Genomic DNA, 16,064 nt, shown 5'->3' with positions numbered 1-16,064 from the left:
AAAAACAATGTATTAAAAATAAAAAAACAGCAGCTAGGCGGGTTATTTGGTACAAGTTACAAAATACGGGTAATTTTTATAGGGCAATAAAACAGGTATTGCCCACAGTGTGCTATTAGAGCCTGCTGAATTAGGGGCAGCTATCAAGCTCACGAGGGTACAAACCGTACACCGCGATTTAACCACCCCTACATTCAGCAAATTTTAACTCACAAAGAACAACACCTATTGACTAATATGCTGCTTTTTCCACAGTAAATACACCGCAGGTATAACCAATAGCGTAAGTATAATTGCGCTTAACATCCCGCCTACCATCGGCGCTGCTATTCTGCTCATTACTTCGCTACCGGTGCCGGTGCCGTATAAAACGGGTAATAAGCCAGCAATAATGGTAGCTACCGTCATCATTACGGGCCGCACTCTTAGCCCTGCACCTTGCATAATAGCGTGTTGTAGCGCTTGTAAGTTAAATGCAGTTCCAGTTTGCTCGCACTGCTGGCGCTGCTCTGTATAAGCTTGGTTTAAATATACAAGCATTATGACGCCTATTTCTACGGCAACACCGGCCAATGCAATAAACCCTACACCCACTGCCACCGAAAAGTTAAACGCTTCAAAGTACATTAGCCAAATGCCGCCCACCATAGCCAAAGGAAGGGTGGCAATAATAATAAGTACTTCGCTTAGGCATTTAAAATTAAGGTATAGCAGTATTACAATAATCGCGAGTGTAAGCGGGATCACATAAGTAAGCTTTGCTTTTGCGCGTTGCATGTATTCGTACTGCCCTGCCCAAGTAATTGAATAACCAGCGGGTAATTTTAGATTATCGCCAAGTACTTGCTGAGCTTGTGCTACATAGCTGCCAATATCACTGCCTTTAATATCAATTAAGCTCCACCCATTTAAACGCGCATTTTCGCTTTTAATGCCGGTAGGGCCATCTTCAATAAATACATTAGCAACATCGCCAAGTGCAATATGTTGGCCTGATGGTGTAATAATAGGTAATAATTTTAAATCTTCAGGCGAAGCACGAAAGCTCTGCGGGTAGCGTAAATTTACCGGGTAACGCTGTTGCCCTTCAATTGTTTCAGTCACGTTTGAGCCGCCAATAGCAGTGGCCACAACCTGTTGTATGTCGGCTATATTTAGATTATACCGTGCTGCTTTTTCACGGTTTATATCCACTTTAATATAACGCCCTGTGGCTACACGCTCTGAGTACACTGAGGCTGTGCCGGGCACATCTTTTAACAATTGCTCAATTTGCTGCCCAATGTTTTGAATTTCTAACAGGCTTGGGCCCGCAATTTTAATACCCACAGGCGTTTTAATACCGGTGGCAAGCATATCAATTCGCGTTTTTATTGGCATAACCCACGCATTTGTAAGGCCCGGTAATGCAACTAAGCTTTCCAGCTCTGCTTTAATTTTTTGCTTCGTCATGCCCTCTCGCCACTGTGATTTGGGCTTAAATTGAATAAAGGTTTCAATCATTGTCAGCGGTGCGGGGTCAGTTGCGGTATCGGCGCGCCCTATTTTACCAAATACAGTTTTTACTTCAGGCACAGAGGCTATGAGCTTGTCTGTTTGCTGTAAAATTTTTCGCGCTTCACCAATAGAGAGCCCAGGGTAAGTTGTTGGCATATACATTAAGTCGCCTTCATCTAGCAAAGGAATAAACTCACTGCCTATTTTATTTACCGGATAAAAGCCTATAACCGTCACTATAAATGCAATAAATAACGTACTTTTTGGAAATTTAAGTACGGTGGCTAACAACGGTTTATACCCTGCAACCAAGGCTCTATTAACAGGGTTTTTATGCTCAGAAATGACCTTACCCCGAATAAAGTAGCCCATTAACACCGGCACTAAGGTTATAGCTAAGCCGGCAGAGGCTGCCATCGCATACGTTTTTGTATAAGCAAGCGGAGCAAACATGCGCCCTTCTTGCGCCTCTAAAATAAATACAGGCATAAAACTTACAGTAATAATGAGCAAGCTAAAAAATAATGCAGGGCCTACCTCGGTGGCCGATTTAGTCACTATTTGCCAGCGGTTTTGCTTGGTCAGTGGCGTTTTTTCCATGTGTTTATGCATGTTTTCTATCATTACGATAGCACCATCTGTCATAGCGCCAATAGCAATAGCAATCCCGCCTAAAGACATAATATTAGCGTTTACACCTTGCCAATACATCACAATAAAAGCCATTAATATACCCATAGGCAAGGTAATAATAGCCACCAGCGATGAGCGCACATGAAATAAAAATACCACGCACACTAAGGCTACAATAATGAGCTCTTCAAACAATTTACTACTTAGGTTATCAACCGCGCTTTTTATTAACGTGGAGCGGTCGTAAACCGGAATTACTTCAATCCCTTCGGGTAACCCTTGTTTTAAAGACTCAAGTTTTGCTTTTACCCGAGAAATCGTTTCTTGGGCGTTTTCGCCATAACGCATCACCACAATGCCACCCGCAACCTCGCCTTCGCCATTTAGCTCTGCAATGCCTCTTCGCATTTGAGGACCTAAGCGTACATTTGCTACATCTCGTAATTGTAATGCACTTCCTTGGGCGTTAATTTCTAATGGAATGGCTTCTAAGTCGGCGACACTTTTAATATAACCTGTGCTGGTTACCATGTATTCGGCTTCAGCCATTTCGATTACTGAGGCGCCAGTTTCTTGATTACCTTGGCTAATTGCAGTTTGTATCAAACTAAGAGGAAGGCCATAAGCACGCAACTTAACGGGGTCTACAACCACTTGGTACTGCTTTATCATGCCACCTATAGCGGCTACCTCAGATACACCTTCAACGCTTTGCAGTTCAAATTTTAAAAACCAGTCTTGCAAGCTACGAAGCTGGCTAATATTGAGCTGATTTGTTTTATCGACTAACGCATATAAATATACCCACCCCACTCCTGTGGCATCGGGCCCAAGTTGTGCCTTTGCACTTGCCGGCAAGCGGCTTTCTACCTGACTTAAATACTCTTGTACGCGGCTTCGGGCCCAGTAAATATCGGTATTTTCATCAAAAATAATATACACATACGAGTCGCCAAAAAACGAAAAACCACGCACTGTTTTAGCGCCGGGCACAGATAGCATTGCCGTGGTGAGCGGGAAGGTAACTTGGTCTTGCACTACTTGGGGTGCTTGGCCTGGGTAGCTGGTTTTAACAATTACCTGTACGTCAGATAAATCCGGAAGCGCATCAACGGGTGTCTGTTTAACACTGTAAATACCCGCGCCAAATACAATAATACTCAGTAACAAAACGAGAAAACGATTAACAACCGACCAGCGAATAACAGCAGCTATCATAATGACTCCCCATGCATTGAATGATGAGCTGCGCCTTCGTCAGTAGGGTGCTCAGCAATTTTGCTTATTACAAATTCGCCCTCAATAATGCTAAATGTAAAATGCACCTGCTGTTCAGGAGAAAGCGCACTAATATCAAGCTCTTTAGCAAGTATAAAGTCCATAGTAGCAGGGCCTCTGTTCCATTTAGCGATAGCCTCTCTGCTAATATTAATAACCCGCTGCGCTGCGTTTATATTATTTATGGTTCCCATTACTGTAGCTGTTTGAACCGCTTCAGCCTTGTCCATTTCCATGTTAGGCATGTCGCTCATGGCATGAGTGCTTGGTGCGCTCATACGCTTAAAGTCCGAGTCTTTACTCGACTCAGAGTCTATTAAAAACTGCGCAGCAGACACAACACGGTCTTCTTTGGTAATGCCCGATAGAATAGCCACCTCATGTTGGCTAATTTGCCCTACTTTTACCGCCACCGATTTAAAACGCCCATCGCCTAGGGCAAGTACTACTCGGTTTTGTGCACCTGTACGAATAAGCGCTTGCTTAGGTATAACTAATTGCGGTGAGTCACTGTGTGTGTGAATACTTACTTGGGCGAACATATTAGGCTTAAGTAGCCCTGCGGTATTTTCAAAACGCAGCCTTACACGTAGAGTACGGTTTTGAGCATTCAGCGCTGGATAAATGTAATCTACTACGCCCTGCCACTGCTTACCTTGAATGTAATCAAGGGTCATTGTAACGGGTAGCCCTTTGCTCACTAAAGCTGCTTGGCGCTCAAATACTTCTGCCTCTACCCATACTTGATCTAGTTTAGCGATGCTCATCATTGAGGTGCCAGGCTTAACATAAAAACCTTCACGTATATTAAGCTCATCAAGCACGCCACTTTGGCGCGCGTAAAATGTAATGTTTTGCATCACTTTTTTATTTTTTTCTAAGCGCTTAATAAAGCCATCAGACACATTTAGCGACTCTAAACGCGCCTTAGCAGCCCTGATCAATACGCTGTTTTTTCTATTTACTGCGAGTAAAAATTCTTCTTGTGCGTTCACAAGTTGAGGAGAGTAAAGTGTGTAAAGAGGCTCACCGGCACTAACGGGCTCTCCTTGCGCTTTTACAAATAGGGTTTCTATCCACCCTTCTACGCGAGGATGAATATGGGTTAACTGATCTTGATTGTATTGCACATAACCGATTGTTTGAATATCACGTTGCAGTGTTTTAACTTGCACTTTACTGGTTTTAACGCCTAAGTTGTTAACCACTTCAGGGGATATTTTTATAGTACCTGGGCTGTCGTTTTCAGCGTTTGCATATACAGGCACCAGCTCCATCCCCATTGGTGATAGCCCTGGTTCATCGCGCCTATAGTTACTGTCCATTGGCGCAACCCAATACAGCGGCTTCGTTTTTTTATTATCCGCGGTTGTGGCTAAGTGCTCGGTATTATCAATCAACCAGCGATTAGCAATAAACATTAACGCGACACCAATAAGCAGCGCTACAAGGTATTTTAAGTTAGTTTTCATTGTTTTATCCTTGTAACTCAGCCATTACTAGCGAGTCTAAACTGGCTGCGTAATAATTTAAGCGAGCAATAATTATGTGTTTGTCTATTTGAATATTAAGGGCATCTATTTTGGCGTTTAGCTCACTAATACGCGCGCGCATAACATCAGAGAAGTCGCCATCGTCACGGGTATACGCGTTTAAAGTAGCCTGAGCTTGTTGCGACATTTGCGGTATTAACGTGTTTTGATAAAGCGTATTGCGCTGCTCAATTCGCTCAAGTTGACTAACCTCTTTAAAGTACTGTCCTTTTAAGCTTTGTAGCGCCACGCGTTTGTCGGTTTTAATGGCCTCTGCATTAGCAATAGCCGCATTAACTTGCTGATCTTGCCTGTTGTCGGTAAATAAAGGTAAATCAATACTCACCCCCACCGAAAGCAAATCAGCACGCGATTCACCAGCTTGGTTATCAGCGCGGTAGCCATAACCCATATTTACGCCAAGTTGTGGCTTATAACTTTGTTTAGCAAGGCTCACTTGTGTACGTTTAGCGGCTATACGTTGATCTATAGCCACCATAGAGGGATGCGCCATAAGTAACTTAATGAGCTCATCAAAGTCTAAGCTATTAAATTGGGTAAGCGGGGCTGGCGCTGTAAAAGTTAGGCTTAATGGTTGGCGTAATATGCTCTGTGGTAACCACTGGGCTAACCCTTGTTTAGCGGCATCTAGCTGCTGCGCTAATACAATCAGTTTATCTTCAAGGCGTGTGAGCTCCAATTGTGAGCGAATAATATCTTGCTGACGGGTTTTACCTAAACTACTGGAGTAACTGGCTTCGGTAACTTCAATTAACTGGCTAAACAATGCTTTATCTTGTTCAATTAACGCAATACTTTGCTGTGCTCTATATGCATTTAACCACAGCTCTATTACCCTAGCTTTTACTTGCGCCTTTCGCTGGGCCCTAAGCCATGGCTGCTCAAGTGCTTCTTCTTTTATTGCTTGTTGGCTAAGTGCTAGGCTATTACCACGGCTAAAGCTTTGGCTTATACCCAGTTTTAACTGCGTCATGTTTTCTTGATCAAACGCAAAGCCATCTACGGGTACGCTTTGCAAACCTATGCTTAATACGGGATCTGGTAGTGTTCCTGCAGCAATACTTTGCGCTGTGGCGGCGGCTTGCTTTTGCTCACTGGCGCTCAGCCACGGCTCGTTATTGAGCGCTAGGTTTATGGCATCCGTTAAATTAAGGGTTGATGCTTTTACTATAGCATCACTATTAAATACAGCACCAAATAAGGTGGCGCTCAGTAATACAGCTTTAAAAATTACAGTGCGGGTCATTGCCTGCTCCATCTAAAATTAAAAATAAAATCTTAAATTAACAAGCAGAACAGGCGCTTTTAGCGAATATAGCTAAATTTCACTCATACCAATGGTGTTGAGTTATTAGTTATTTATAGCGACAGTTAAATAGAGTGATAACAAGGCATAAACATCGACATGTAGTTGCTCTACACGAGAGGTTTATAACGCTGTTAACGCTTTATTTGGCACGCTAAATGACTAAATAATCAAGTCGATTGGTATCACACCTATCCTGCGTTTAAGCAAACATAGGAGGGCGATATAAGGTATTACTAGGTGGGGAGGAAATACCGCTATTAAGCTGGGTAACTTTTTCACTCGATAACGAAAAAGCAGTAAATAAGGCCGGGGACGTTAAAATAGAGCTGCTTCCACAGCCATTTATTGGGCAATGACAATCATTTTGAACATCTGCTTCATCACTGCAGCAATCCATTTCCATCATACCTGTATGCAATTTACTCTCGCTCATTACATGTGTGGCATGCTTTGCTGATAGGCTCATGTGTGGCATTTCGCACTGCTGATTTACAGACGCAACGGCTTGCCCCACAAACGTGAGTAGCATCACAACAACGAGTAAATTTGAGTAAAAACGCTGCAAAACAAAACCTATTAAGTAAATTACCCAGTAATAATATTTGAGTTATTGAGCTAACTCAAATAATTAATTTTCTTTTTTAGGCGGTTTAATTAAGCTACTCGCTAAAATAGCAAAAATACAATAAGCACTAAAATACCAAAATCCCTCACCAAAAGTGCTATGCGTAATTAGTAAATCGCTACTTTTGCCATGTGCATTGCCTGCCAAATAAGTCACTATTAACGCAATAACAAACACATCCACCATGCTCCACTTGCTCAGTACGCAAATAACCACAGCTAACTTATTTTTAAATGCGCTGGCCGACAAGCAGCAATACACTAATTGCAGCAGTAATTTTAAGCTTGGGATCACAATAGAGAACAACCCAACTAACGCCGCTACAAATAAATTATTATTATTAGCTAGCTCGTTTACGGTCCCCCAAATACTTTGTGTTTTGCTATACGCGTTTATTTCACCCTCTAATTTATCAAGTCCTAACATGCTAGAGAACATCATTAACATACTGCGAGTACGGCCATCGCCTTCCTCAGCCAGCATTTCTATGCCTGCTTTGGCGAGTTGCGATTTATCAATGTTGCCCTCAATCGATAATACAGGTTTGGTAACACCAGGAAATAACAGCCCTAATGCAACCACAATACTTAAAATAGATAACCAATTACGCATATTTATTCTGCAATAGCCTCAATAATTTCGTCACTATACAACAGTGCATCAAGAACATAATTAAAAATATGGCCTATGTGCAAATCACTGTTTATTACTGGCATTAACACCGCTATTTTATCCATTTCATCTAGTTCAAACGCCCTAATAAGCGCAAGGCTTTGCCCTAAAATGCCCTCATTGTTTAATAATGCCTGAGCAATACTTTCATCTAGCGAAAACTCTTTAACAATCGCTTCAAGGTCTGTATCTAAAATTGCATCCATCACAGAAAACAACCCCACCAAGTAACCCTGACCAACCAGTTCTGCGTGGTTTTGCCCTAGCAATAGCGCAATAAACTGCGCTCTGGTTAAGGCAAGTTTTGTGAGTTCTGAGGGTTTATCGGCGCCTAATTCGCTCAGCGCCAGCACGCGTACCAGTTGCCTTATACTGTCCTCTCCTAAATACACAACCGCTTGCGAAATAGAGGTAATGGTTAATTTAGTACTGCCCGAGCGGGCATTCGCTAATTTCAATACTCGCGCTGTAATTGCCACATCCCTGGCTACTTGTTTTTGTATTTCATCAAAGCATAAAGATTCTTTTGCCGTAAAGCGCAGTAAATCAAACACAATCACCTTACCCGGCTCCACATCTTTGTAAGTGATCATCTCTGGGCGGGCAAAAAAGTAACCCTGAAATAAATCGCAACCGGCTTGTTTTAACGAGTGAAATTGCGCATGAGTTTCTATACGCTCAACAATAATTTTTGCATGCGGATTAGCACGTTTAATTTTTTTTATGCGCATATTGGTTTTAATTATTACATCGTCCATTTCAATTTTAATGTAATCTACATGCGCAAGTAATGGCGCCCATTTATCGTCGCCATCGTAATCATCTAGGGCAAACTTGTATCCCTCTTGCTTGAGCGCTTTCACGCGCTGAGTTACCTCAGCTATTTTGTTCGTACGCTCAACGATTTCTAACACACAATTTTGTGGTACTAACAATTTAGGAAAATTTTCTAAAATAGTGGCTGAAGAAAGGTTAATAAACGCTAAATGATGCGCTGTAAGTTTGTCTGGCCCTAGCATCATCAGCGTATTAAAAAACAAACGGCTGGTTGCTTGCTCATCAGATGTTCCCACAGGAAATGCATTATGGGCTGAATCACGATAAAGCAGCTCATAAGCAAACACATTCTGCTGCGCATCAAAAATAGGTTGCCTTGCAACAAACTGTGTTATCTTTTGCCCGTTCTGTAAAATATTTGTGGGATTCACTTAATAAAAGCCTATCTAATTTGACGTTGTTTATTACAATTAGGTTATACACTGTAATTCAACCGCTATGAAGATTCTAGAATCATTACAAGCGGAGTTAAATTACATAACGCTCAAGGTTAAAAGTTTAGCAAAGGTTACGTATTTGTTTTTTTTAAAGTTGTTTTTACCCTTATTTATTTTGCATCTTGCTACGTTTGCTCATGCCCAGCAAAACCAGCCAGAACTAAATTACAATGTCAGTGCGTCAGGTAGTCACTACCCTTTTTACACCAACAACCCAGAAAAACCCGGCATTTTGCCAGAAATAATCACCGCTTTAATGGCGCAAGCAAATATTACCGCCAATCACGTTGAGCTTCCCTCTAAGCGAATTACCAAATATTTAGAAAACGGCTTTATTGATTTTGATGTAATTTCTTTAAAATGGTTAGCGCAAAGCGAGCGAGATAATCCATACTATATATTTTCAGAGCCGCTGATCCCCGCAACCGAAATGATTGTCGCCCTGCCTGATAACGTCGCGCAGTATCAAACTAAGCAAAGTTTATACTCTAAAGAGGTTGGTACAGTACTTGGCTACTACTACCATGATGATGCAAAATTTAACCGCGTCGATTTTCCCTCTGAAAAAGAGCTAATGATTGCATTATCTAAAGCGCGTATTGACGTTGCTATTATGGGTATTCATACCGCAGCGTATTGGTCTAAACAATTAAATATTAATACTGAGTTTGGCGCCCAGCATTCGCATGGTTATTTAAGAGTGCGTTTACTTGCTAAGCACAAAGCGTTACTGCCTAAAATTAACCAAGCCCTTGCCCACTTACATAGCAGTGGTTACATAAAACGCATAGAAGATAAATACATTAACCCAATACCCGCACAAAATTTAAGGGATTAGTATCGCCGCCCACCTTTGCTAGGGTATAATACGGCCAAATGTAAACCTCTTCCTATATAAGAACGCCTTATGAGTATTGAAAAAGCCTTAATAGAGCGCAGTAATAACCAGTGTGAATTATGCAGCGCAACCGAACATTTATCTGTTTACGAAGTGCCTCCTGTTACCGAAACCCATTCAGACAAATGCATTTACATCTGCCAAATCTGTAAAGATCAAATAGAAAACAACAGCGAGCTTACCCCAACACATTGGCACTGTTTAAACGACAGCATGTGGAGCCAAACACCTGCCGTACAAGTAGTGGCTTACAGAATGCTAACGCGCTTAGCTGTTGATAATGGCTGGGCACAAGATGCGCTAGATATGATTTACCTAGAAGAAGACACCCTTGCTTGGGCCAAAAAAGCCCTTGCTGAAGATGACGATATAAAACACGTAGACAGTAACGGCGTAGTGCTACAAGCTGGCGATACGGTTACTTTAATTAAAGACTTAGACGTTAAAGGTAGTAGCTTGACCGCCAAACGCGGCACAGCGGTACGCAATATAGGCTTAACAAATAACCCTGAACATATTGAAGGGCGAGTAGACGGCCAACGTATTGTTATTTTAACAAAGTTTGTAAAAAAATAGCGTTAAAGCATTATATTAAGGCGCATTAGCGCCTTTTTTTGTGGCTAAAAAAATTAAGCCATGATTAAGCTCCTCCCCCCTACACTTACCAGCAATATAGGAATAAGGAGCGCAAGCATGGCAAAGCAGCAATTTAGGTTTCAAAAACGTACATTTACTGGCTTAGGTTTATTAGCCCTAAGTGCACTCACATTAGCGGGTTGTGAAAAACCAGCTAACGAATCACAATCCACAGTACAAGAAAAAAGCGTTATGGGTTTAACCACGCAAGTGAGCTATAAAGATCGCAGTATGCCACGCCCTGGCTCACAACTAATTGTAACGCTATCTGATGTGTCAAAAGCAGATGTAAAAGCCGAAATAATTACGCAACAAGTAATTGATATAAATAAAGCACCGCCGTATACCGTGGAGCTAGCTTATGATGACAACAACATTGTTGATAAACACCGCTATAACCTCACCGCTAGAATCATTAATAAAGACAAGGTTCTTTATACCAGCACAATGCAGTACGACCCTTTTAAAAATGCAAACTCGGGGATTCTTCACGAAATTGAGCTTGAAAAAGTCGCCTCACCTAAAAGCGATGTTACCCTTGCAAATACATACTGGAAAGCCGTTACAATTAACGCGCAAACAGTCAGTGTAAGAACAAAAGAGCCATTTATACAATTTGATAAAGATAACCGCGTTAACGGCTTTTTAGGGTGTAATAACGTAAGCGGTAGCTATAACACAGAGCAACATTCAATTTCGTTTAGCCAATTGGCAAGTACAAAAAAAATGTGCTCACAAAGCATGGAGCAAGAAGCGGCTATGTTAAACATGCTCAATAACACGCAAAAGTGGGCTATAGAAGGCGAGTCTTTAGAATTAAAAGATAACAGTGGCAACACGCTTGCCACCTTTAATGCGGTTTATTTTAATTAAATAAAAGCCCTGTTGGGCTTTTACTTTACATAATGGCAGGCAGTTATTCGTCGACTAACTGCTCGCTTCTATAAAACCCGCTAGGCTCACTTAAAAGCTCAACTAACTCAGGCAATATGCTGTCCATAGTTTGTTTTAATTTCCACGGTGGGTTAATAACAATCATGCCTGATGCCGTCATACCGTGTACGTCAGTATCCGCTTGCGTGCCTAACTCAAATAATTGAATATTACGCATTCCCGACTCAATCAGCCCTTGCTCCATTGTATTGATTCGCTCTCTATCAACAACGGGATACCAAATCATATATGTGCCGGTTGCAAAGCGCTGGTGCGCCTTAACTAGTGTGCTTACAACAGTTTCGTAATCGTCTTTTATCTCATAAGGTGGGTCAATAAGCACACATGCACGGCGCGAAGCTGGCGGAAGTAGCCCTATTAATCCGGCAAAACCGTTTTCGCCACGTACGCGAATAGAGCGCTTACCTTGCATGTTTTGCTCAAGTAACTGCAAATCGCGCGGGTGTAATTCAAAAAACCAGCCTTTGTCTTGACGACGTAAGTAATGCTCAGCAATTTTTGGCGAACCGGGGTAAAACGCCAGTTCATCCCCATCATTAAACGATTTAATTAATGCAATATAATCGTTTAGCGCTTCGTGTTTACTGCTATGTTGCCAAAGCTTAGCAATGCCCTCTTTGTATTCTTGTGTTTTTTGGGCATCAGATGAACTTAACTCAAAAAATCCCGCACCTGAGTGGGTATCAATATAATCGAGGGGTTTATCTTTAATGGTTTGATATTGAAGTACCTGTGCAAGTACTAAATGTTTAAGTACATCGGCAGGGTTACCTGCATGAAAAGAGTGTCTGTAACTAAGCATTGTTAATTTTCGCTATACGCAATTTAATATCGGCAGTGAACCATAAGCTCTGTATTTTGGCAACCTATACACCGCTTTGCGAGCAGTTAAGTGAACCATTTATGAACAAAAAAGCCGCCACCCTGAATTATCACTTAATAAACAATAAAATTGTGCTAAAACCACCGTAAATGCTGGCAAAACAACACACTTTGCTTTACATTTGCATGACATTAATTACAGTTATATGAGCGCCTTTATGAACAACACAACTCTTCAACAACTCGAACAACTGATTGACTCGCTTATCGAGCGCAACAACCAATTACAAACAGATGTTGCTAGCTTAAAAGAGCAAAACGCAAAACTAAGTGACGAAAACGAAATTTTACAACTAGAAGCCCTTGAAAACGAAGAAAAGCAAAAAGATGCCAGCTCTACGTTAACAGGCTTACTTGATAAACTACAAAGCGCACAACAGGCAAGCTAATGTCTGAGCTGCAAAACCAGCGGGTCACAGTTGAGTTGCTAGGTAAAGAGCAGCAGTTTGCATGCCCGGTTGGGCAAGAAGATGCATTAATAGCAGCAGCACAAAATTTAAATGACTTGGTTGAGCAAACAAAGCAACGCTCATCAGTTCGTAACGAACAACAGGCGATACTTTTAGCAGCACTTACACTTAGCCATGAGTTGCTAGAAGCTAAAACGCATGCCAGTGTAGAGCAACAGCAGCAAGATCAACTCATTGATAAACTCAGCCAATGCTTGGCGAGTGACCCAATAAAAAAATAAAAAGCGCCCCGTGCGCTTTTTGTTTATTATGAGGGTAAATAAATGCTGCGCAGAGACACACAATGACATTAAAACCCCTTTTAGTAACTGTAATCCCCGCCCTTTTTATTACCCTTAGCCTATTTTCTCACTCTAGTAAGGCAGCGGTTACTTGGCAGCAAATAAACGAAAATGTACAATTTTTAAAACAACAAGATAAGCTACGTTTTTACGATTCCAACCAAGTGCTCATAGAGGGCGAGCAATGCGCACTAATGGTAGATGCAAGCGGAAACTTTGCAGCCGTTGAAGCACTAGCAAAACAGTTAAAAAAACACCTTAAAACCCCGCTCTGTTATTTAGTTGCGACTCACTTTCATGACGACCATTTACTCGGCATGGCCGTATTACAAAATGCCTTCCCAAAAGCGCAGCTAATAGTACATAAACAAGTAGCCGATAATTTTGCCACATACCAACAGGCTTACGATGATAAATTAGCAGGCTATGAAAAAAGTATAGAGCTGAGCTATCAGCGCTTAGCCACATTACCCGAGCAACAGCAAACACAGTGGCGCGAAAAGCTCTCTTTAGCTAAACAACGTTTTTTACGTTGGAAAAACTATAACTTACAATCACCTAGCACCGTAATCAGCGAGCAACAAAGTATTGATTTAGGTAACTTTGCGGTACAAATAACGTCCGAAAAAGCCCACACAAACGGCGATTTAACACTTAGTACCAATAATGGCACGCTGCTAATAGGCGGCGATATTGTTGACTGGCTACCCTACCCAGGCCACGGCCAGTTACAAAATTGGCAAGCCTTGCTCAAACGCTATATTAATCAGCCTAATTTGCGTACAATACTTCCCGGCCACGGCGGGGCGCTTGAAAAAGCACAACTTAAGCAGCCTTTATTGTTTTTAACAAATTTAATAACCCATGTGAAAAACAATAAAAAACAAACGCTTGAGCAACTTACTGAGAGTTTCCCTGCGGATGTTTTAGCACCATATAAACAAGAAGCGTTAAATACAAAGTCGAGCCAGTTATTTTTACAGGCTGGGCTTAAGCGCGCCCAGTTAATTGAGCACGCGCAGTAGTGTTATAAAATAAAGGATTGTAGATAAGAGATGAAGATGCGTGGATTGCTTGTAAGTTGTGTAATTATTTTTTTGTATGGCTGTAACAGCACACAAACACAACCCGAAACAGACGCACCACAAATTTTTACTCACTTTGAGCCAAGCTACGAAAACCAAATAGAGCTTGAGCCTGTACAGCCAAAACAATTACAGCAAGCCAATACTGCGCCGCCAGTAAAGGCAAAAAAAACAATTGTAAAAAAGCGCCCCACCAAAGCTAAAAACCTATGGGCGCATATTGCCAACAACCTACATTTTACGGTGTATCAAAATCGCGCCTTAAAAAAGCGTATTAACTGGTATTTAAAACAACCTAACTATTTACCCACGGTAAATAAACGCGCCGCGCCTTATTTGTATCATATCGTAAAAAAAATTGAGCAAAAGCGCCTGCCTATGGAGCTGGCTTTACTGCCCTTTGTAGAAAGTGATTTTAGACCCACCATTGCCTCATCGCAGCAAGCAGTAGGCGTGTGGCAATTAGTGGCCGCCACAGCGCATCATTTTGGGATTAAATCCGATCAGTGGTATGACGGACGACAAGATGTACTTGCCTCCACCGATGCCGCACTTGAATACCTCAGCTATTTACACAAACGCTTTGATGGCGACTGGCTACACGCCCTAGCGGCTTATAATAGTGGTGAGGGGCGTGTTAAACGAGCCATTGAGCGAAATAAAAAACGCGGTAAAAGTACCGATTACTTTTCTCTAAAGCTGCCAAAAGAAACGGCCGACTACGTACCTAAACTGTTAGCGCTAAGCTACTTAGTTAAACACCCGCAAAAAGGCTTTAAGCGTCCTAAACTGGCTAATAAACCAATAACAACGCAAATGAATGTTGGCCAACAGTTTGATTTTTCGGTCATCGCTAAGCTCTCTGGGGTTGGCTCAAAACAGTTGCACGCGCTTAACCAGGGCTATTTAAAAAATCAAAGCTCACCTAATGGCCCCCACTCATTGCTTTTACCTATCGGCCAAGAGGCACTGTTAAAAAGTAAGTTTTTTAAGTCTAATTTTGCTGGCGAATACATCGTTAAAAAAAATGATACGCTATACAGCATTGCAAGACGCTTCAGCATGTCGGTAAGCGCGTTAAAGCAGCTCAATGGCAAACAAAATAATATGATAGGCATAGGTGAAAAACTGCTGGTTGGACAGCCTAAAACGCTCCCAAAATCGCTCACTATAGATTATCAAATTAGTCCTTATTTAGAGCCACAAGAAGTCGTGATCCCCACTCTTGAAATAGACTATGAAGTAAAACAAGGCGATAGCTTGTGGAGCATTAGTCAGCTTTACGAAGTGCCGCACAGTGATTTAGCTAAATGGAACAACTTAAGTGCCTCAAGCATTTTAAAGCCTGGCACGCAATTAACGCTATTTATTCCCCAGGCAGAAAAACCCAAACAGCCGCAGCAAAAACAAGATTTACTGCAAGATCTACAAAAATCACTTATTCAACCACGCTGAGTTTATAAAGCTCGGTATTTCGCGTAAAATCGGCTTTTAACTTAGTCAAAAACTTAAAGAGACAAGCATGCAAATTAGCAAAAATTCAGCAGTTGAATTTCATTACACATTAAGCGAAGCGGGCGAGCAACTAGAAAGCAGTATAAACCACGCGCCTCTTAGCTATATTCATGGCAGCGAAGGCATGCTTCCTGGCTTAGAAAAAGCCCTTGAAGGTAAAGCCGCAGGCGATAAGTTTAGCGTTACACTTGAACCTAGCGAGTCATACGGTGAGCGCGTTGACGATTTAATTCAGCGTATTCCGCTTAAGCACCTACAAGGTGACGTAAAGGTGTGGAAACCAGGTATGACTGCGATGGTGCACTCAAACCAAGGACAACACCAGGTAACATTAGTTAAAGTAGGCCGCTTTAATGCAGATTGCGATTTAAACCACCCGTTTGCAGGCAAAACACTAACGTTTGATTTAGAAGTGGTATCGGTTCGTGAAGCAACCAGTGAAGAGATTTCGCATGGCCATGTTCACGCTGAAGGCGGCTGTGGTCACTCTCACTAATCACAC

Annotated in this window: 15 protein-coding genes; 8 read left to right on the top strand and 7 right to left on the bottom strand. The window is 41.8% G+C overall.

Going from position 1 to position 16,064, the window contains the following annotated elements; all coding sequences use genetic code 11:
- Positions 1 to 225: 225 nt before the first annotated feature.
- The 6 genes from MSC25_RS16300 to MSC25_RS16275 all read right to left on the bottom strand — a co-directional run bounded on the left by MSC25_RS16300 (position 226) and on the right by MSC25_RS16275 (position 8,775).
- Complete coding sequence (locus MSC25_RS16300; RefSeq protein WP_248443972.1) at positions 226 to 3,348, bottom strand: efflux RND transporter permease subunit; 3,123 nt, start codon at positions 3,346 to 3,348, stop codon at positions 226 to 228.
- On the bottom strand, positions 3,345 to 4,880 hold the full coding sequence (locus tag MSC25_RS16295; protein WP_096042373.1) for an efflux RND transporter periplasmic adaptor subunit: 1,536 nt from the start codon (positions 4,878 to 4,880) through the stop codon (positions 3,345 to 3,347). The genes MSC25_RS16300 and MSC25_RS16295 overlap by 4 nt, the downstream gene beginning before the upstream one ends.
- Before the next feature lie 4 nt (positions 4,881 to 4,884).
- Positions 4,885 to 6,207: a TolC family protein gene (locus MSC25_RS16290; protein WP_096042374.1), complete on the bottom strand. Its 1,323-nt coding sequence runs from the start codon at positions 6,205 to 6,207 to the stop codon at positions 4,885 to 4,887.
- 262 nt (positions 6,208 to 6,469) lie between these two features.
- Complete coding sequence (locus MSC25_RS16285; RefSeq protein WP_024031447.1) at positions 6,470 to 6,835, bottom strand: hypothetical protein; 366 nt, start codon at positions 6,833 to 6,835, stop codon at positions 6,470 to 6,472.
- A 63-nt stretch (positions 6,836 to 6,898) separates the two neighbouring features.
- Positions 6,899 to 7,507, bottom strand: coding sequence for a paraquat-inducible protein A (locus MSC25_RS16280; protein WP_096042375.1), 609 nt, complete (start codon positions 7,505 to 7,507; stop codon positions 6,899 to 6,901).
- 2 nt (positions 7,508 to 7,509) lie between these two features.
- Positions 7,510 to 8,775 (bottom strand): EAL domain-containing protein, encoded by a 1,266-nt coding sequence (locus tag MSC25_RS16275; RefSeq protein WP_096042376.1) that lies wholly within the window; start codon positions 8,773 to 8,775, stop codon positions 7,510 to 7,512.
- 145 nt (positions 8,776 to 8,920) lie between these two features.
- Here MSC25_RS16275 and MSC25_RS16270 point away from each other — a divergent pair, with 145 nt between their 5' ends.
- The 3 genes from MSC25_RS16270 to MSC25_RS16260 all read left to right on the top strand — a co-directional run bounded on the left by MSC25_RS16270 (position 8,921) and on the right by MSC25_RS16260 (position 11,248).
- Positions 8,921 to 9,679: a transporter substrate-binding domain-containing protein gene (locus MSC25_RS16270; protein ID WP_248443971.1), complete on the top strand. Its 759-nt coding sequence runs from the start codon at positions 8,921 to 8,923 to the stop codon at positions 9,677 to 9,679.
- Positions 9,680 to 9,748: 69 nt separating this feature from the next.
- Positions 9,749 to 10,315 (top strand): alkylphosphonate utilization protein, encoded by a 567-nt coding sequence (locus MSC25_RS16265; protein WP_096042378.1) that lies wholly within the window; start codon positions 9,749 to 9,751, stop codon positions 10,313 to 10,315.
- Positions 10,316 to 10,432: 117 nt separating this feature from the next.
- Entirely contained in the window at positions 10,433 to 11,248 is an 816-nt protein-coding gene (locus MSC25_RS16260; RefSeq protein ID WP_096042379.1) for an META domain-containing protein, read from the top strand.
- A 43-nt stretch (positions 11,249 to 11,291) separates the two neighbouring features.
- Here the strand turns inward: MSC25_RS16260 and rlmJ are convergent, their stop codons facing one another.
- Positions 11,292 to 12,131 (bottom strand): 23S rRNA (adenine(2030)-N(6))-methyltransferase RlmJ, encoded by an 840-nt coding sequence (gene rlmJ, locus MSC25_RS16255; RefSeq protein ID WP_096042380.1) that lies wholly within the window; start codon positions 12,129 to 12,131, stop codon positions 11,292 to 11,294.
- A 238-nt stretch (positions 12,132 to 12,369) separates the two neighbouring features.
- Here rlmJ and zapB point away from each other — a divergent pair, with 238 nt between their 5' ends.
- The 5 genes from zapB to MSC25_RS16230 all read left to right on the top strand — a co-directional run bounded on the left by zapB (position 12,370) and on the right by MSC25_RS16230 (position 16,058).
- A complete protein-coding gene (zapB, locus tag MSC25_RS16250; RefSeq protein WP_024031454.1) occupies positions 12,370 to 12,600 on the top strand; it encodes a cell division protein ZapB in 231 nt (76 codons plus the stop codon).
- Positions 12,600 to 12,902, top strand: coding sequence for a cell division protein ZapA (locus MSC25_RS16245; protein WP_004587640.1), 303 nt, complete (start codon positions 12,600 to 12,602; stop codon positions 12,900 to 12,902). Before zapB ends, MSC25_RS16245 begins: the two co-directional genes overlap by 1 nt.
- A gap of 62 nt (positions 12,903 to 12,964) precedes the next feature.
- A complete protein-coding gene (locus MSC25_RS16240) occupies positions 12,965 to 13,987 on the top strand; it encodes an MBL fold metallo-hydrolase (RefSeq protein ID WP_096042381.1) in 1,023 nt (340 codons plus the stop codon).
- A 36-nt stretch (positions 13,988 to 14,023) separates the two neighbouring features.
- On the top strand, positions 14,024 to 15,502 hold the full coding sequence (locus MSC25_RS16235; RefSeq protein WP_096042382.1) for a LysM peptidoglycan-binding domain-containing protein: 1,479 nt from the start codon (positions 14,024 to 14,026) through the stop codon (positions 15,500 to 15,502).
- A gap of 67 nt (positions 15,503 to 15,569) precedes the next feature.
- Positions 15,570 to 16,058, top strand: a complete 489-nt coding sequence (locus tag MSC25_RS16230; RefSeq protein ID WP_096042383.1) for a peptidylprolyl isomerase — start codon at positions 15,570 to 15,572, stop codon at positions 16,056 to 16,058.
- Positions 16,059 to 16,064 lie beyond the last annotated feature (6 nt).

It is taken from the genome of Pseudoalteromonas sp. 1CM17D, from assembly GCF_023161805.1.
Taxonomy (GTDB): Bacteria; Pseudomonadota; Gammaproteobacteria; order Enterobacterales; family Alteromonadaceae; genus Pseudoalteromonas; species Pseudoalteromonas atlantica.
This window is presented reverse-complemented; position numbering and strand designations above follow the sequence as displayed.